General features: G+C 67.6%; 12 protein-coding genes. 4 read left to right on the top strand and 8 right to left on the bottom strand.

Annotated features, from left to right (window positions below):
- Positions 1 to 103: 103 nt before the first annotated feature.
- From HMPREF3113_RS05970 to hflK, 3 genes are all read right to left on the bottom strand, one after another.
- Positions 104 to 292, bottom strand: coding sequence for a DUF2065 domain-containing protein (locus tag HMPREF3113_RS05970; RefSeq protein ID WP_070471394.1), 189 nt, complete (start codon positions 290 to 292; stop codon positions 104 to 106).
- Positions 293 to 361: 69 nt separating this feature from the next.
- Entirely contained in the window at positions 362 to 1,225 is an 864-nt protein-coding gene (locus HMPREF3113_RS05965) for a protease modulator HflC (RefSeq protein WP_019186091.1), read from the bottom strand.
- A complete protein-coding gene (hflK, locus tag HMPREF3113_RS05960; RefSeq protein ID WP_070471393.1) occupies positions 1,222 to 2,343 on the bottom strand; it encodes an FtsH protease activity modulator HflK in 1,122 nt (373 codons plus the stop codon). The genes HMPREF3113_RS05965 and hflK overlap by 4 nt, the downstream gene beginning before the upstream one ends.
- 176 nt (positions 2,344 to 2,519) lie before the next feature.
- Between hflK and HMPREF3113_RS05955 the strand changes: the two genes are divergently transcribed.
- On the top strand, positions 2,520 to 3,515 hold the full coding sequence (locus HMPREF3113_RS05955; protein ID WP_070471391.1) for a YhdH/YhfP family quinone oxidoreductase: 996 nt from the start codon (positions 2,520 to 2,522) through the stop codon (positions 3,513 to 3,515).
- An 89-nt stretch (positions 3,516 to 3,604) separates the two neighbouring features.
- Positions 3,605 to 3,988 (top strand): twitching motility response regulator PilH, encoded by a 384-nt coding sequence (gene pilH, locus HMPREF3113_RS05950; RefSeq protein WP_019186088.1) that lies wholly within the window; start codon positions 3,605 to 3,607, stop codon positions 3,986 to 3,988.
- A gap of 10 nt (positions 3,989 to 3,998) precedes the next feature.
- Here the strand turns inward: pilH and HMPREF3113_RS05945 are convergent, their stop codons facing one another.
- The gene (locus tag HMPREF3113_RS05945) at positions 3,999 to 4,895 is read right to left on the bottom strand and encodes a DnaJ C-terminal domain-containing protein (RefSeq protein WP_070471390.1); all 897 of its coding nucleotides are present in this window, start codon (positions 4,893 to 4,895) and stop codon (positions 3,999 to 4,001) included.
- Positions 4,896 to 5,145: 250 nt separating this feature from the next.
- Here HMPREF3113_RS05945 and HMPREF3113_RS05940 point away from each other — a divergent pair, with 250 nt between their 5' ends.
- Together HMPREF3113_RS05940 and HMPREF3113_RS05935 are read left to right on the top strand one after the other, a co-directional pair.
- Complete coding sequence (locus HMPREF3113_RS05940; RefSeq protein WP_019186086.1) at positions 5,146 to 5,628, top strand: peroxiredoxin; 483 nt, start codon at positions 5,146 to 5,148, stop codon at positions 5,626 to 5,628.
- A 29-nt stretch (positions 5,629 to 5,657) separates the two neighbouring features.
- A complete protein-coding gene (locus HMPREF3113_RS05935) occupies positions 5,658 to 6,242 on the top strand; it encodes a ferritin-like domain-containing protein (RefSeq protein ID WP_070471388.1) in 585 nt (194 codons plus the stop codon).
- A 172-nt stretch (positions 6,243 to 6,414) separates the two neighbouring features.
- Here HMPREF3113_RS05935 and pbpC read toward each other — a convergent pair whose 3' ends face one another.
- The 4 genes from pbpC to prpF all read right to left on the bottom strand — a co-directional run bounded on the left by pbpC (position 6,415) and on the right by prpF (position 16,582).
- Positions 6,415 to 8,790 carry a penicillin-binding protein 1C gene (gene pbpC / locus HMPREF3113_RS05930; protein ID WP_070471386.1) on the bottom strand — a complete coding sequence of 792 codons (2,376 nt, stop codon included), beginning with the start codon at positions 8,788 to 8,790 and terminating at the stop codon, positions 6,415 to 6,417.
- 53 nt (positions 8,791 to 8,843) lie between these two features.
- Complete coding sequence (locus tag HMPREF3113_RS05925; protein WP_070471383.1) at positions 8,844 to 13,763, bottom strand: alpha-2-macroglobulin family protein; 4,920 nt, start codon at positions 13,761 to 13,763, stop codon at positions 8,844 to 8,846.
- A 156-nt stretch (positions 13,764 to 13,919) separates the two neighbouring features.
- Positions 13,920 to 15,377, bottom strand: a complete 1,458-nt coding sequence (locus HMPREF3113_RS05920) for a bifunctional 2-methylcitrate dehydratase/aconitate hydratase (protein ID WP_070471381.1) — start codon at positions 15,375 to 15,377, stop codon at positions 13,920 to 13,922.
- 20 nt (positions 15,378 to 15,397) lie between these two features.
- Positions 15,398 to 16,582, bottom strand: coding sequence for a 2-methylaconitate cis-trans isomerase PrpF (gene prpF / locus HMPREF3113_RS05915; protein WP_070471378.1), 1,185 nt, complete (start codon positions 16,580 to 16,582; stop codon positions 15,398 to 15,400).
- Between the last annotated feature and the right edge of the window lie 49 nt (positions 16,583 to 16,631).

The raw sequence follows: 16,631 nt of genomic DNA, 5'->3' as shown, positions 1-16,631 counted from the left end.
TGGGGAGCCGGCCAGCGGCCGGCACTACCCGGTCAGAGGCGGGGCAGAGCGGAGCCGGCCAGTGGCCGGCATTACCGGGTCAGGGGCCGGGCAACGCCCTACGCTATGCGTGACGGATCCACCAGAGCGTGGTCAGGCCGGCCAGCAGGATCACCCCGCCCCACGCACGCAGGGCGCTGCTGCGCAGCATCAACAGCTGCTCGGCCATGCGCTTCCAGGCCAACGGGGCGGCGAACAGGAACAGGCCTTCCAGCACGGCGACCAGGCACAGCGCCGAGAACAACTCTTTCATGACATCTCCACAAACAAAACGGGGACCCGGTCTGCACCGGGTCCCCGTGGATGACTACCGCCTGCGGCCTCAGCGATCGCTCTTGAGGTACTGCAGGAACGGGTCGTTCTTGTCGAGCACGATCACGCCGTTGCCGTCGGTCATGGAGCCACGGTAGGCCTCCAGGCTGCGGTAGAAGGCGTAGAACGACGGGTCGGCCGAGCCGGCCTTGCCGTAGATGCGGGCGGCATCGGCATCGCCGGCACCGCGCAGCTGCTGGGCGTCGCGCTCGGCTTCGGCCACGATCACGGTGCTCTCGCGGTCGGCCTGGGCACGGATGGTCAGCGACTGCTCTTCACCCTCGGCGCGCAGCTTGGCTGCTTCCTGCTTGCGCTGGGCGCGCATGCGCTCGTACACATCGTTGATCACCTGGCTGTCGGTCGGCAGGTCGATCTGCTTGATGCGCAGGTCGATGATCTGCATGCCGAGCGCCTTGACCGACTCGTTGATGCCGGTCAGCTGGTTGGCGATCAGTTCGCTGCGATCCCCGGAGACCAGCTGCTGCAACGAACGCGAGTTGATCTGGTTGCGCAGCGAGTCGGTGATGATCGGGGCCAGACGGGCGTTGGCCACGCGGGCATCGCCGCCGGTCGCACGGAAGTACGCGCGCACGTCGGAGATGTAACCGATGGCGAAGAAGTCGACGCTGACGTCCTTCTGCTCGGCGGTGAAGTAACGCGCCGGGGCGGTATCGAGCACCTGGAAGCGGCGATCGAACACGCGCACCGTCTCCACCAGCGGCACCTTGAAGTGCAGGCCCGGCTTGATGTCCGCACGGACCACCTTGCCCAGGTTCAGCACCATCGCGGTCTGGTCCTCACGGACCACGTAGACCGAACCCAGCAGGCCGAGCAGGACCGCTACGGCCAGACCAATCCACAGTGAACTTCTCATCGGCTGCCCTCCTCACGACCGGTCGGGCGCGTCGTCGGACGCTCCGCATTGCGAACGCCATCCACGGCCGTGCTGGCAGGCAGCGACGGCAGCATGACTTCCGGGGTCACCGCCGGAGCGGCGTTGGTGCTGGTGCGGGTGTCGCCCGGCATCGGCACGTAGATCAGCTGGCGGCCATCGCCGCCGATGATCTTGCGGTTCTCCGAGAGCACCGTCTGCACCGTTTCCAGCCACAGGCGCTTGCGGGTGACTTCCGGGGCGTCCTTGTACTGGGCCTGCAGCAGGCTGAAGCGCTCGGCATCACCCTCGGCCTTGGCAACCACGGCCTGCTTGTAGCCTTCAGCGGTGGTCCGGGCCCGCGAGGCCTGGCCGCGCGCTTCCGGGACCACCTTGGCCGCATAAGCCTGGGCTTCGTTGATCAGACGCTCCTTGACCTGCTGGGCACCGTTGACCTCGTCAAAGGCCGGCTTGACCTCCTCGGGCGGGCGGGCATCGGGCAGGGTCAGGCCGGTCACCGACAGACCGGTGCGGTAGATGCCGAGCGAGGCCTGCAGGCGCTCTTCGGCGGCCACGGCCAGCGGGCCACGGTTGTTGAGCACGTTGTTGAGGTCGGCACGACCCACCTGCTCACGCACCGCGCTCTGCGCGGTCTGCTCCAGCACCTGGTCGGCATCGACCGAGCCGAACAGGTACAGGCGCGGATCATCGATGCGGTACTGGACGTTGAGCGAGACGTTGACGATGTTCTCGTCGCGGGTCAGGACCGGCACCTGGCTGCTGAACGTCTTGATCTCGGTGGCATTGACCTTGGTGACCGATTCCAGCGGCCAGGGCAGCTTGAAGTTGGGGCCAGGCTGCAGGATGCGATGGAACTGGCCGAAGCGCAGGACCACACCGCGTTGCTGTTCGCCGATCAGCTGGAAGCTGGAGAACAGCAGCAGCAACACCGCAGCCACCGCGACCCAGCGCAGGATGCCGCCATCGAACAGGTCTTTCAACGGACCGGGCAAACCGCCCCAACCGCCGCCATTGCCGCCACCGCGAGGACCGAACGGCCCACGTCGATTCTCGTCGGGGCCTTGTCCGCCCTTGTTGCCGCCGGGTGTATTCCAGGCCATGCACGCTCCATCAAGGTAAGGTTGCCTGCGGGCCACTCCCGCACCGTCAACCGTTAAAACGTTGTCGATTCTACTAGATGGGGCAGATCGACAGGATTGGAAGGGGTCACGCATCTCCGGGAACGATTCATAACCGCAGCGGGTAAGGTAGTGGTTTCCCCCCGTCAGGCATCTTCATGGCAATTCCCGACCGGTTCAACGCCTTCCGCATCCACCAGGACGATACCGGCTACCACGCCGGGCTGGAACCGATCGGGCTGGCGCAGCTCAACCCGGGCGAGGTGGTGATCCGCGCGCACTGGTCCTCGGTCAACTATAAAGATGCGTTGGCTGGCACCGGCAAGGGCAGGATCCTGCGGCGTTTCCCGCTGGTCGGCGGCATCGACGTGGCAGGCACGGTGGTCGCCTCGACCGATCCGGCCTGCCGCGAGGGTGATGCGGTGCTCGCCACCGGCTGCGGGCTGAGCGAGACCCGCGATGGCGGCTACAGCCCGTATGTGCGCCTGGCCGCCAGCGCGGTGATCCGGCAACCGACGGGACTGACCCCGCGCGAGGCGATGATCCTGGGCACGGCCGGCTTCACCGCCGCACTGGCCCTGGTGCGGATGCTGGACAACCGGCAGACCCCTGCCCACGGGCCGCTGGCCGTGACCGGGGCCACCGGCGGGGTCGGCTCGCTGGCGGTGGACATCTTTACCCGGGCGGGCTTCGAGGTGCATGCGATCAGTGGCAAGCCCGACCAGGCCGACTACCTGCGTGGCCTGGGTGCGCGCGAGGTCCTGCCGCGTGAGGTGCTGGCAACCACCCGCCCGATGGAGTCGGCGCGCTTCGGCGGTGGGCTGGACAACGCGGGTGGCGCGATGCTGACCAGCCTGCTGGCCCAGACCGTGCCTTACGGGTCCGTGGTCAGTGCCGGCCTGGCCGCCAGCGCGGAGCTGGAGATGACGGTGATGCCTTTCATCATCCGCGGCGTGTCGCTGATCGGGGTGTCTTCCTCCAGTGCACCGCGCGAGCTGCGCGAAGCGGTCTGGGAGAAGCTGGGTGGTGCGTGGAAGCCGGCGCATCTGGACGCGATCTGTACGGGCGAAATCGGGCTGGATGGCCTGCCGGCGGCGTTCGATACCCTGCTTGCGGGCGGCAACCACGGCCGCACGGTGGTACGAATCGACTGAGCGTGGCAGCCGGGCGACGGACGGCACGCCCGGCGCTTCACGACGGCGCGATGCCCGCACTACACTGCGGGCATCACACGGGGAACACCATGGCACGCATTCTGATCGTCGACGATTCACCGTCGCAGCTGTTGGGGATACAGCGGATCGTCGAGAAACTCGGGCACCAGATCCTGACCGCCACCGACGGCGCGGCCGGGGTGGAAGCGGCCAAGGCCGAGCTGCCCGATCTGGTGCTGATGGACGTGGTGATGCCCAACCTCAACGGTTTCCAGGCGACCCGGACGCTGGCCCGCGACGCCTCGACCAGGCACATTCCGGTGATCCTGGTGACCACCAAGGACCAGGACACCGACCGCATGTGGGGCATGCGGCAGGGGGCGAAGGCCTACATCACCAAGCCGTTCTCCGAAGACGAGCTGTCGGAGGTGCTGGAGCGCGTTTTCAGCCACCAGGAACCGCCGACGGCGTGATGCCGATGCCTCACACCTTGTCGCCGAAGGCCTTGGCCAGCGCCTTGTAGGCCTTCTTCTGCGCCTCATCGGTGGGCGCCGGTGCGATGATTTCCAGCTCCACGATCTGATCGCCATCCGGGTTGCCCGGCAGGCCACGGCCACGCAGGCGCAGCTTGCGCCCGGCATCGGACTCTGCCGGCACCTTCAGGTCCACCGCACCGCCCAGGGTCGGCACGCTGATGCTGGTGCCCAGCGCCGCCTGCCACGGGGTCACCTGCAGGGTGTACAGGATGTTGCGGCCATCCACCTCGAACTGCGGGTGCTCGGCGTACTCCACTTCCAGCAGCAGGTTGCCGCCACCGGTGCCCTGCCCGGTCAGGCGGATCACCTGGCCCGGGCGGATGCCCTTGGGCACGCGCACATCCAGCTGCTTGCCGTTGACGTTGATGCGCAGGCTGTCGCCCTGATAGGCGGCCTCCAGCGGGACCGACAGCTTGGCGCGGGTGTCGCGGGTCGGCTGCGGGCCCTGGCTGGCACCGCCGAAACCGCTGGCACGCCCGCCGCCACCGCCGCGCTGGCGCGCGAACAGACTTTCGAAGAAATCGCTGAAGCCGCCGCCACCGGCGCCGCCGCCGAACACCTCCTCGAAATCATAGCCTTGCCCACCGCCGTAGTTCGGCGGGGTATGGAACTCCTCGCCGGGCCGGTAGCCCTGCGCCTTGAGCTGGTCATAGGCCGCGCGCTTCTGCGGATCGCGCAGCGCCTCATACGCCTCGTTGACCGCCTTGAATTTGTCCTCGGCCCCGGCTTCCTTGCTCACATCCGGGTGGTACTTGCGCGCCAGGCGGCGGTAAGCGGTCTTGATCTCAGCATCGCCCGCGGTGGGTTCCACCCCGAGCGTGGCGTAGTAATCCTTGAATTCCATCCAAACACCTCGACTAAGTTCGGCCACCCGCGTGGGCGGGCGCCGTCCGCGCAATTCTAGCTGCTGCGGGTCGGCCCACCGTGACGCCGGGGGCGAATGATCCTGCGCAATGCGGCGGACATCCAGGGCGGCTACGCTGCCCCCGTGGCCCGCCTTTCCCGCTGAAGATGGGTCTGCACGGCCGGTTTTCAACATGTTGACATGGCCATCCCATGCCCCTCACTACCCTGCCTGTGTCCAAGGAGTCCGCATGACCATCCACGTTGGCGACCGCATTCCCGAAGTCACCCTCAAGCGCATCCGCGAGGGCATGGAGACCATCGATACCCATGCCCTGTTCGATTCGCGCAAGGCGGTGCTGTTCGGCGTGCCCGGCGCATTCACCCCGACCTGTTCGGCCCGGCACCTGCCCGGCTTCATCGAGCAGTTCCCCGAATTCCGCCACCGCGGCATCGAGGTGTTCTGCATGGCGGTCAACGACCCGTTTGTCATGAAGGCCTGGGGCGAGAGCCAACAGGTCCCCGAGGGGCTGCAGATGCTGTCCGACGGCAATGGTGAATTCACCCGGGCGCTGGGCCTGGAAATGGATGCCAGCAGTTCGGGCATGGGCACGCGCTCGCGTCGCTTCGCGCTGTATGTGGAAGACGGTGTCGTGCGCGAAACCTTCATCGAGGAACCCGGAAAATTCGAGGTGTCTTCAGCGCAGTACGTGCTGGAGCATCTCCCCCGCTAGACCCACGCAACAAAGGAAACCGGCCAGCCATGTCCAAGCCAGCCAACAAGCAACACAACGCCGCTCCCGACAACGCCCGTCCGCCGGGCATCAGCGACACCGCGACCCTGCGCGCCAAGGCCCGCAAGGATATCGAAGATGGCGCGATCACCGACAGCTACAGCGCCGACCGCAAGGCGGTGATCAAGCTGCTCAACGATGCGCTCGCCACCGAGTACGTCTGCGTGCTGCGCTACTACCGCCATTACTTCATGGCCAAGGGCATGCTCGCCGATTCGATCAAGGCCGAGTTCCTGGAACACGCACAGCAGGAACAGGCGCATGCCGGCAAGCTGGCCGAACGCATCGTGCAGCTGGGCGGCGAGCCGGATCTGAACCCGGATACGCTCACCGCGCGCTCGCATGCCGAGTACAAGGAAGGCAGCGACCTGCGCGACATGGTCCGCGAGAACCTGATTGCCGAGCGCATCGCGATCGACAGCTACCGCGAGATGATCAACTTCGTCGGCGACAAGGACACCACGACCAAGCGCATCCTCGAAGAGATCCTCGCGCAGGAAGAAGAGCACGCCGACGAATTCGCCGATCTGCTGGACGGCTGGATCGGCGAGTAACCCCGGCCACGTACCGGCTCCGCGCAGGATCCGAACAGACGTGTAGTGCCGGCCGCTGGCCGGCTCCGCACAGGATTCGAACGCACTGCAATGCCGGCCAGCGGCCGGCACTACCGTTGATGGGATGATGCCGGCCAGCGGCCGGCACTACCCGATCGCGGGCAGCAACCCGTCAGTGCAGGATGCGGAACCGCACCTGCGTCCAGGCACCGTCGGCAGCCAACGCGGTCAACGTGTGCTCGCCCACCTCGTCGAAATCACGCTGGAACAGTCGCGCGCCTTCGGTGCGGGCGATCCAGCGGTCGTCCAGCAACCAATCGACCGTGGTCTCGTTGCCCAATGCGCGCAGTTGCAGGCGCACGCCGTGTTCGGCATTCGGTGCGCGTGCGAGGGTGGCCCGGTCGTTCAACCCTTCGATGTGCAGGGTGCCACCGCTCTCACGCCCATCGTCGCTGCAATCCGGCGACAGGGCCGGCAACTGCGAGGCCTGGCGCTGGGCCTGCGGCAGCCACGGTGACAACAGCGCCGGCCAGCGCGCGATCTCACGCGACTCCGCCGCATGCGGTCGGCTGCACTCCGGCGACAGCCGCAGCCCCGTGCGCGCATCCACCTGGAACCGCTGCAGACCCGGCTGCCACAGCCGCGCCTCGCGCTCGGCGAAGGTCGGCGGCACCGCCCCATCGAGCACGAACGCCGGCATCCGCCGCTGGCACAGCGCGGGCGCCATCTGCTCGGCCAGACCACCGGTCGGCCAGCAGATATCGGCCTGCGCCACGCTCGCCGGCATCGGCGCCGCACGGGCATCGCCGGCCTGGCGCGGCAGACTGTCGACCACCTCGAACATCAGCGGCAACGCGGTCACCGCGCCGTACTGCCCGGGCAGCGGCGTGCCATCCGGGCGCCCCACCCACACACCTACCGTGTAATGGCGCGTCGTGCCGATCGCCCAGGCATCGCGGTAGCCGTAGCTGGTGCCGGTCTTCCAGGCCACACGTGGGCGGCCGGTGACATCGAAGGTGCCGGTGCCGTAGCCCGGGCGGGGATTGGACTCGAGCACCTCGCGGGTGATCCACGCCGCGCCGGGGGACATCAGGCGGCGCTCGATCACCGCATCCCCGGCGGTATAACGCACCCGCCCGGCGATACCGTTGCGGTTGAACGCGGCGAAGGTGCCGACCAGATCCTCCAGCCGCGCGCCGGTGCCGCCGAGAATCAGCGAGAGATTGGGCGCACTGCCGTGCGGAAAGCGCAGATTGATGCCCGCATGCGACAGGCGTGCCGCGAAGCGCGCCGAGCCGACGCGATCCAGCAGGTCCACCGCCGGCACATTGAGTGACAGCCGCAGCGCCGTGGCGGCACTGACCGGCCCGTTGAAGGCCGCATCGAAGTTGCCCGGCCGATACCCGCCGAAGCTCTGCGGCGCATCCACCATCAGGCTTTCCGAATGGATCAGGCCATCATCCAGCGCCATGCCGTACAGGAACGGTTTCAGCGTTGAGCCCGGTGAGCGCCACGCCTGCACCATGTCCACATGGCCGAGCCGCTGTTTGTCGCCGAACGCCACCGAACCGACGTAGGCACGTGCCTCCAGTGTGCGGTTGTCCACCACCAGCAACGCCGCCGAGGTGCGCTCGGGCAGCTGTGAAAAGTAGGACGACACACGCTCTTCCAGCGTGCGCTGCAGGCCGATATCCAGCGTGCTCTCGATCCGCGCCGCCCGCGGCTGCGCCGAGCGCAGGCGCTGCGCCAACAACGCCGCATGCAGCGGGGGCTGCAGGGCGCGGGTGACCACCGGCTCGATGCGCGCATCGTCGACCTCCTCGCGTGACCACACACCGAGTGACACCATGCGTTCGAGCACCTTGTCACGCGCCCGCTGTGCCGCCTCCGGATGGCGGTCCGGACGCAACCGGCTGGGCGACTGCGGCAGCACCGCCAGCAACGCCGCCTCGGCATGCGACAACTGCGAGGCTGGCTTGCCCAGATAGGCCCAGCTCGCCGCCTCCACGCCTTCGATGGTGCCCCCATAGGGCGCACGTTCCAGATACAGCGCCAGGATCTGCGCCTTGCTCAGGTGCAGTTCCAGCTGCACCGCGCGCAGCAGCTGCTTGGCTTTGCCCCACGGCGTGCGCGTATGCGGATCGAGGATTCGCGCAACCTGCATGGTCAGCGTTGAACCACCGGAGACGATCCGCTGCTCGAACAGCCATTGCTTGCCCGCGCGCAGCAGGCCCCACGGGTTGATGCCGGGATGCCGCCAGAACCAGCGGTCTTCGTAGTTCAGCAGCGCCTGCAGATACAGCGGCGAGACGCTGTCGGCGGAGGCCGGGTAGCGCCACACCCCGTCCGCATCGGCGAACGCACGCAGCGGCGTGCCATCGCGCGCAACGACCAGGGTACTGGTGTCGCGTTGCCTGGGCAGCGGCGGCGGAAACGCGAGATCCAGCACCAGCAGCAGCGTGAGCACCGCAGCCGTACCCCAACGCAGGTAAGGCAGCACACTGCGCACCGCCGACGCCCACCACCGCTTGGAAAAAAGAGACGTCATGTCAGGTCAGCAACGAGGCAGGCGGGCCGTCACGCGGACGGCCCGCCCTGCGATCAGGGCTGCACCACGGTCAGCGATGCCGGGAGGCTGCGCCCTACGCCGCGCAGGTCCGGACGGTACATGTCCTCCACCAGCGGTGGCGGCACGCGGTAGGTGCCCGGCGTGACCGCACGTACCAGGTAGAACACCTTGGCGGTGCTGCCACGGGAGAGTTTCAGCGCGGCCACATAGCGATCGTCTCGGAACTCTTCGTGCTTGATGTTGGCCGCATCGCCGCGGTCGTTGACGCTCAACCCATCGACCACCACATCGGCCCACTGCTTGGCATCGCCCAGGTTGAAGTTCTCGATCTCCAACCCGGCCGGCAGCAGATCGGTCAGCAGTGCATCGGGCATGTCCACGTTCGGGGTGACGCTGACGCGTACGATCAGGGCCTCGCCTTCCTTCAGCGGCCGCGGCGTCCACGGCTTGCCGTCGGTGGTGTACCAGCTGCGCTCCACGCCCAGCGTGCGGCTGTCCGGTTCGGGCGGGTTGCGCGGAATGCCGGCCACTTCCAGGCTGGCGAACATCGGCGGCTCCCCCTGCGGGGTGAAGCGCACGCCCTTGGCCAGCGCGGCGTAGTCGACGCTGCGGCCGAACATGCGGCGCGCCGAGATGCTCTCGCTTTCGCCACCGACCACCAGTTCACCGGATACCAGCTTCTTCTGGTTGGCCGACAGCGCCTTGCCCATCCGCGCCAGCGCCACCTGCTCCTGGGTGCTCAGCCACATCCAGCCACTGTTGCGGCGGGCGTCCAGCGCGCGGCCGAGATCGACCGCACGTGCATCGTAGCCCGGCTTGGACAGCTTGCGCTCGTGCAGCAGCGCGATCATCAGCGCGTCATCGCGCACCGCGCTGCCGTAATCGCCGAAGTAGGCCGGGCGGTCGTCGGCGCGCTTGGCAAAGCCGGCGGCAATGGCCGCATCGCCGCGCTTGTGATCGCCCTGCAGCGACAGCGCGATGCCCAGGTGCACCAGCGACAGGCCGGTCAGCGACTTGCTGCGTTCATTGTCGTACAGCGCGCGCAGGGTACCCAGCGGTGCACGGTTGACCCGGGCCAGCACGTAGCCCGAATACGCCTGGTTGGCGAACTTCAGGTTCTCGCGGCGGTCCTCGCCGTAGAACTGGTTGCCACCGGACAGCAGATCTTCACTCAGGCGGTTCAGCGCTTTCTGCAGCACGTTGTCCGGTACGGCGAAGCCGGCGTCCTTGGCGTCGAGCAGGAACTCGGCGATATACGGCGTCAGCCACGGATTGATGTAGCCGTCGTCGCCCCACATCGAGAAGTTGCCGTTGGCGACCTGCATCGAGGCCAGGCGGCCGAAGGCACCTTCCATGCGCTCGCGGCGGGTCTTGGCATCCAGCCCGTCCGCACCCAGCATGGCCGAGGTCGCTTCATCCAGCATCAGCGCGGCATAGCCCTTGCTGGTGGTCTGCTCGGCGCAGCCATACGGATAGTTGAGCGCGCCATTCAAGGCACTGGCGAACGGAATCGGCGGCAGCGCGCTGACCAGCATGCGTGCGGTCACCGAGTCGTTCATCAGACCATCGGCCAGGCCGGCGTCCATCGTGACGGCGGCCAGCGGATCCAGCGTGCGGGTCTGTGCGCGCAGCACCTGCGGCCACGCCGCGCGCACCGGCAGGTCATAGCGGCGATCGACCTTGAAGCCGTTGCCGTCCACGCGCACGCGGACCTTGGCTACCGTGTAGCCCTCGCGGGCGGTCAGCGGGAAGCTCAGCGTGCTCTTGGCGTCGGCGTTGAGCTTGAGCGTGCGGCTGGCGTCGCCCAGGGTCAGCGGCCCGATGCCATCGACCTGCACCTTGAACTCGCCCGGCGTGCCGGTGAAGTTCTGCACATCCAGGGTGACCGTGCTGGTATCCCCGGGCGCCATCACGCGCGGCATGCTGGCTTCGGCCAGGATCGGCGCGCGCACCACGGTCTCCACATCGCGCTTGCCGTACTGGTCATCGGCGTACACCAGCGCCGAGACGCGCAGGGTGCCGTTGAAATCCGGCACCTTCAGCGCGATCCGCGCGATGCCCTTGGCATCGAGTTTCACCGGGCCGGAGAACAGGTCCACCGTCTGCACCCGCGCGGTCGGGCGCTTGGCCTGCGGCATCGCGGCCAGCGCCATGTCGCCACCGAACTTCAGCTTGCCGCTGCTGCCGTCGAAGCTTTCGATCACGCGGCTGTAGATGTCATACGCATCCACGCCCAGACGACGCTGCGCGAAGAAGTGCGCAGCGGCATCGGGCACCGGGAAGCGGGTGATGTTGAGGATGCCCACATCCACCGCCGAGACGGTCACATGTGCGACCTTGCCGGCCAGCTGCGGGGCGCTCACGGTGACCGGCAGCGTCTGCTCCGGGCGCATCTGCTTGGGGGCCACCAGGCCCACTGCGATCTGCCGCGCCTTGCGGTCCATCGGCACATGCACCACGCCGACCGCACGGGCCGGGGTGATCTTGCTCGGGGCACTGCCGCCACGGAACACCAGCGCCGTGATGTAGACGTCGTGACGTTCCCATTCGGCCGTGACCGGAATGTCGTAGGTGCTGCCCGGCTTGGCGTCGATATCCTGGACGTAGAGCATCTTGTCGCTCTCGACCATCAGCACGCCCTTGCCGGCATGCGGCGGGGTCACGGTGACGCGCACGGTATCGCCGGCCTTGTAGCCGGTCTTGTCCAGCGCCAGCTTGACCTTGTCCGGGCGTGCATCCAGGCCGCGGTTGTCGTCGTTCCAGCTCCAGCCGGCGTTGAACGGATAGCGGCTGGTCAGCCCGGTGGCCGGGTCGAACACCTCCAGCCGGTACTCGCCCCACTCCACCGGGAAATCAACACCGACCGCGGCACTGCCGGCGTCGACGGTACGGGTGTCCTTGTTCTCGAAGCGACGGGTGAAGTCGTAATCCCAGCGGTTGTCGTTGAAGGTCCAGTGGTAATCGCGCAGTTCGCGCACCAGCGTGACCTTCAGGCCCTTGGCCGGCTGCGGCTTGCCTGCCGCGTCCACGCGCATCAGTTCGAAACGCGCATTGCTGTTGGCATCGGCGCCGTCCTTGGGATCGAACAGCGGGCGTACACCCACCAACGCCGTGGCCGGCCACATCACCCGCTTCAGGGTGCGGGTCACGGTGCGGCCACCGGTTTCATACACGCTGCCGGAGAGCACCACGGCGATCGGTGCGGTCGGCTTGACCTCGGCCGGCAGCTCCACGTCCTGGCGCAGTTTGCCGTCGGCCGGGAATTCGGTATCGATGACGTCGCGCGCCTCGCGCGGCAGCGCGGTGGTCGGGTCGCCGAAGAAGTAGCCCGGCAGCGACTCGACCGGCGACTGCTCGGCCGCTACGGCCAATCGCGCGGTGAAGCGGTTGCCATCGGCCGGCGCACCGTACAGATACGCCGCATCGGCCTGCAGCTTGAGCGGCTCGCCCGGCTTGAGCGTCTTCTGCGCGCTGTCCAGGTCCAGCTTCATGCGCTCGGGCAGGAACTCCTCGATCCGCAGGGTCATACCCTGGATCGCTTCCTTGCTGGCCGGGTTGGTGCGGAACTCCACCTGCCAGCGCCCGGTCGGGGCCTCGGCGGGGATCAGCTGCTCGAAGCTGAAGTAACCCTGCTCGCCCGGGGTCAGGCGGGTCTCGCGGAAGGTCTTGCCGTCCGGCTGCTTCAGGCGCAGGAAGACGGGCTGCGGCTTCACCGGCTTGCCGTCGTTGTCGCGCAGCAGTGCGGAAATGCGCACGGTCTCGCCGGGACGGTACAGGTCGCGGCCCGACCAGGTGAACACGTCGAACCAGGCGTTGTCGCGCCCGGCCACGGCGAACTCGCTCAGGTCCAGCGCGGGCTGGTTGAACGGCAGCATCGAGGTATCGCCGCCACTGCTGGCGATCAGCACATGGCTGGCATCCAACGTGTAATTGAGCAGCGCATTGCCGTTGCCGTCGGTTGCGCCCTTGAGCACCACCTCACCCTTGCCATCGAGGATGCGCAGCTCGATCTTCTTCAGCGACGCCCCGCTCTGCAGCGAGGCGGTGTGCACGAACAGCTTGTCCTTGTAGGCACGCGTATGCAGGCCGATGTCGCTGACGGTGAAGAAGGCGGTGTCGTACTCGCCTTCGAACGAACCGCTGCGCTTCATCACCGCGAAATACAGGCCGGGCTGCTGCAGCTCCTTGATGTCCTGGGTCGGCAGGTAGGTGAGCACGCGCTCGTTCTGCTTGCCGCCGATCACGAAGCGGTTGACGTACACCGGCTCGGCCAACTGCGACATCGGCGTCTTGTCGCCGTAGTCGCTGTCCAGCTCCCAGCTGCCGCGGCGCCCGCCGCGCTGGTACTGGCTGAAGAAGTTCGGCAGTTCCTTCTCGCGCACGCGCAGGAACTCCACGTCCACTTCCGGCACGTTGACCGAGACCACCGGCAGGCCGCGGCTGTCCTTGGCGGGCAGCACGCTGCCCTGCGAGGCGAACCCGGCCACCGGCTTGAGCTCGCCGGTGAAGACCTTCTGGCGCAGCTCCTTGCCGATCCGGCTGCCATCGGCGGCGAGCAGATCGGGCGAAACGATCAGCGAATATTCCTTGGCCGCCTCCACGAACGGATAGCGCAGGGTCTTGCCGTCATCGGACAGCGACCAGCTGCTGTCCTCGGTGCCGACCTTCTCGGCGAAGCGGACCAGTGCATCGAAATCCTGGGTGCCGACCAGCGGGCGCGAGAACTCCAGCGCCAGCGACAGGCCGTCGCTCTTCTGATCGGGGTAGGCCCGGACCAGGGTGAACTCGGTGACCGCCTCGGCCTTGGCCGTGATCGGCGCGCCGGACGGGGCTGGTAGCTGGCCGCTGTCGTTGCGCTTGCAGCCCCCGACGCCGATGGCCAGGCCGGCGACCAGCGCCAGGCCCGCGATTCCCTTCCAGCTCCACTGCCCGAACCGACTGCGGCTAGCCATGACGTCACTCCTTGAACAAGGCGGCCAGTATACGGGCCGTCCCCGTCCGTTCACGGGCGACCCCGGGCGATCCGGGCGTCATGGGTGACCGGAAGGGCCACCGCCAAGGGCAGCCGCCAAGAGCCATCGCTAAGGGCAGCCGACCAACGGTCGGCTCTACCCGGCGACGTAGAGGTCGACGTACTCGTGCACCGGCATCGCTTCCAGCGCGACCGGGTCCAGCGACGCCTCGATGATCCGGCGCTGCTGCACGGTCGGGAACACCCCGGCCAGGTGTCGGCGGAACTTGTCCTCCAGCAGCGGGATGCCCTCGGCCCGGCGCCGCGCGTGGCCCAGCGGATACTCGACCACGGCCTCCATCGTGCTGCCATCGGCGAACGTCACGTGCAGCGCGTTGGCGATGCTGCGCTTGTCCGGGTCCAGGTAGTCGGCCGTGAACTGCGGCTCTTCCACGCAGGTGATCGTCGCCCGCAGCGGATCGATGCGCGGATCGGCCGCCACGTCGTCCTCGTAGTCCTCGGCAACCAGCCGGCCGAAGATCAGGCCGATCGCCACCATGTACTGCACGCAGTGATCGCGGTCGGCCGGGTTATGCAGCGGGCCGGGTTTGTCGATGATGCGCAGGCAGGCCTGCTGGGTGCGCAGGGTGATCTGCGCGATGTCTTCGCTGCGTTTGCCGCTGGCGCGCATCTGCGCATGCACCTGCATCGCCGCTTCGACCGCCGTCTGGCCATGGAACTCGGCCGGATAGCTGATCTTGAACAGCACGTTCTCCATCACGTAGCTGCCGTACGGCCGCTGGAAGCGGAACGGCTGCCCGCCGAAGGAGACATCGTAGAAGCCCCAGGTCGGCGCGGTCAGCGCGCTGGGATAGCCCATCTCACCGGCCGCGGCCATCAGCGACAGGCGCACCGCACGGCTGGTGGCATCACCGGCCGCCCAGCTCTTGCGCGAGCCGGTGTTGGGCGCGTGCCGGTAGGTGCGCAGCGACTGCCCATCCACCCAGGCCAGCGACAGCGCATTGAGCATGCGCTCACGATCCAGACCAAGCAGGTGTGACACCACCGCGGTGGAGGCGACCTTGACCAGCACCACATGATCCAGCCCGACCCGGTTGAACGCATTCTCCAACGCCAGGCAACCCTGGATTTCATGCGCCTTGATCATCGCCTCCAGCACATCGCGCATGGTCAGTGGCGCCCGGCGCAGCGCCTCGGCATTGCGGCTGAGCCAATCGGCGGTAGCCAGGATGCCGCCGAGGTTGTCGGAGGGATGCCCCCACTCCGCGGCCAGCCAGGTGTCGTTGAAATCCAGCCAGCGGATCATCGCGCCGATGTTGAAGGCGCCCTGCACCGGATCCAGCTCGAAGCGCGTCCCTGGCACCCGGGCGCCGTTGATCACCTGCATGCCGGGCACCAGCGGCCCGAGCAGCTTGCTGCAGGCCGGGAACGATAGCGCCGCCAACCCGCAGCCCAGCGTATCGATCAGGCAGTGCCGCGCGGTGGTGTACGCCAGCGGCGAGCTGACCGGGTAGTCGCGGACGTAATCGACGATGTCGGTCAGGACCGTGTCCCATGGCGGGCGCTGGTTGCTGTGGCTGTCATGACCGGACATCGCGATTCTCCTGTTGGGACTTACAAGGTGGCGGCAGGCACCCTTACCGCACCGTCCATCAAGACGCGGGCACTGCGGCTCATGATGGCCTTGGTGACCGTCCACTGACCGTCAACGAGCGCCGCCTGCGCGCCCACGCGCAACGTGCCGGAGGGATGACCGAAGCTCACCGATTCACGCTCACCGCCACCGGCGGCCAGGTTCACCAGCGTGCCCGGGATCGCGGCGGCAGTGCCGATGGCGACTGCGGCGGTGCCCATCATCGCGTGGTGCAGCTTGCCCATGGACAGCGCGCGCGCGTGCAGGTCGATCTCGCCCGCGGCGATCTGCTTGCCACTGGAGGACACGTAGTCCTGCGCCGGGGCGACGAAGGCGACCTTCGGTGTGTGCTGACGGGTCGCGGCCTGCTCGATGGTCTCGATCAGCCCCATGCGCACCGCGCCGTGCGCGCGGATCGCTTCGAAACGCGCCAGGGCGGCCTTGTCCTCGTTGATCGCCGGCTGCAGTTCGGTGCCGGTGTAGCCCAGATCAGCCGCCTTGAGGAAGATGGTGGGAATGCCGGCGGTGATCATCGTGGCCTGGAAGCTGCCCACGCCGGGCACGTCGAGCGTGTCGACCAGATTACCGGTGGGGAACATCGCCCCGCCCTCGCCATCATCGGAGGGATCCAGGAACTCCAGCTGGATCTCCGCGGCCGGGAAGGTCACGCCATCGAGGTCGAAATCGCCGTCCTCCTGCACCTGGCCCTCCACGATCGGCACGTGCGCCAGGATGGTCTTGCCGATGTTGGCCTGCCAGATCCGCACGGTGCACAGGCCGTTGTGCGGAATCCGCGCCGGATCGATCATTCCGTTGCTGATCGCGAACGGGCCCACCGCCGTGCTGAGGTTGCCGCAGTTGCCACTCCAGTCGACAAATGCCGTCTCGATCGCCACCTGGCCGTACAGATAATCCACGTCGTGCTCCGGCACCGACGGCGCGGAGATGATCACGCACTTGCTGGTGCTGGAGGTCGCGCCGCCCATGCCATCGGTGTGCTTGGCATACGGGTCGGGCGAGCCGATCACGCGCATCAGCAGCGCATCGCGGGCCGGGCCCGGCACCTGCGCGGCGGCAGGCAGGTCGCTCAGCTTGAAGAACACACCCTTGCTGGTGCCACCGCGCAGGTAGGTGGCGGGAATGCGGAGCTGGGGGAGATGGGTCATGAAATCATGTCCGTGCAGGATGGATGGGGACGAGCGGATGCGTCATCCG

The sequence above is a fragment of the Stenotrophomonas sp. HMSC10F06 genome (genome assembly GCF_001807865.1).
Classification (GTDB): domain Bacteria; phylum Pseudomonadota; class Gammaproteobacteria; order Xanthomonadales; family Xanthomonadaceae; genus Stenotrophomonas; species Stenotrophomonas bentonitica_A.
The sequence above is the reverse complement of the archived record's forward strand: the minus strand, read 5'-3'. Positions and strand labels throughout refer to the sequence as shown.

What these genes read in the sequence shown, in the direction of transcription:
- HMPREF3113_RS05970 (WP_070471394.1), bottom strand. Translation starts at nt 292, where the DNA reads ATGAAAGAGTTGTTCTCGGCGCTGTGCCTGGTCGCCGTGCTGGAAGGC.
- HMPREF3113_RS05965 (WP_019186091.1), bottom strand. Translation starts at nt 1,225, where the DNA reads ATGAGAAGTTCACTGTGGATTGGTCTGGCCGTAGCGGTCCTGCTCGGC.
- hflK (WP_070471393.1), bottom strand. Translation starts at nt 2,343, where the DNA reads ATGGCCTGGAATACACCCGGCGGCAACAAGGGCGGACAAGGCCCCGAC.
- HMPREF3113_RS05955 (WP_070471391.1), top strand. Translation starts at nt 2,520, where the DNA reads ATGGCAATTCCCGACCGGTTCAACGCCTTCCGCATCCACCAGGACGAT.
- pilH (WP_019186088.1), top strand. Translation starts at nt 3,605, where the DNA reads ATGGCACGCATTCTGATCGTCGACGATTCACCGTCGCAGCTGTTGGGG.
- HMPREF3113_RS05945 (WP_070471390.1), bottom strand. Translation starts at nt 4,895, where the DNA reads ATGGAATTCAAGGATTACTACGCCACGCTCGGGGTGGAACCCACCGCG.
- HMPREF3113_RS05940 (WP_019186086.1), top strand. Translation starts at nt 5,146, where the DNA reads ATGACCATCCACGTTGGCGACCGCATTCCCGAAGTCACCCTCAAGCGC.
- HMPREF3113_RS05935 (WP_070471388.1), top strand. Translation starts at nt 5,658, where the DNA reads ATGTCCAAGCCAGCCAACAAGCAACACAACGCCGCTCCCGACAACGCC.
- pbpC (WP_070471386.1), bottom strand. Translation starts at nt 8,790, where the DNA reads ATGACGTCTCTTTTTTCCAAGCGGTGGTGGGCGTCGGCGGTGCGCAGT.
- HMPREF3113_RS05925 (WP_070471383.1), bottom strand. Translation starts at nt 13,763, where the DNA reads ATGGCTAGCCGCAGTCGGTTCGGGCAGTGGAGCTGGAAGGGAATCGCG.
- HMPREF3113_RS05920 (WP_070471381.1), bottom strand. Translation starts at nt 15,377, where the DNA reads ATGTCCGGTCATGACAGCCACAGCAACCAGCGCCCGCCATGGGACACG.
- prpF (WP_070471378.1), bottom strand. Translation starts at nt 16,582, where the DNA reads ATGACCCATCTCCCCCAGCTCCGCATTCCCGCCACCTACCTGCGCGGT.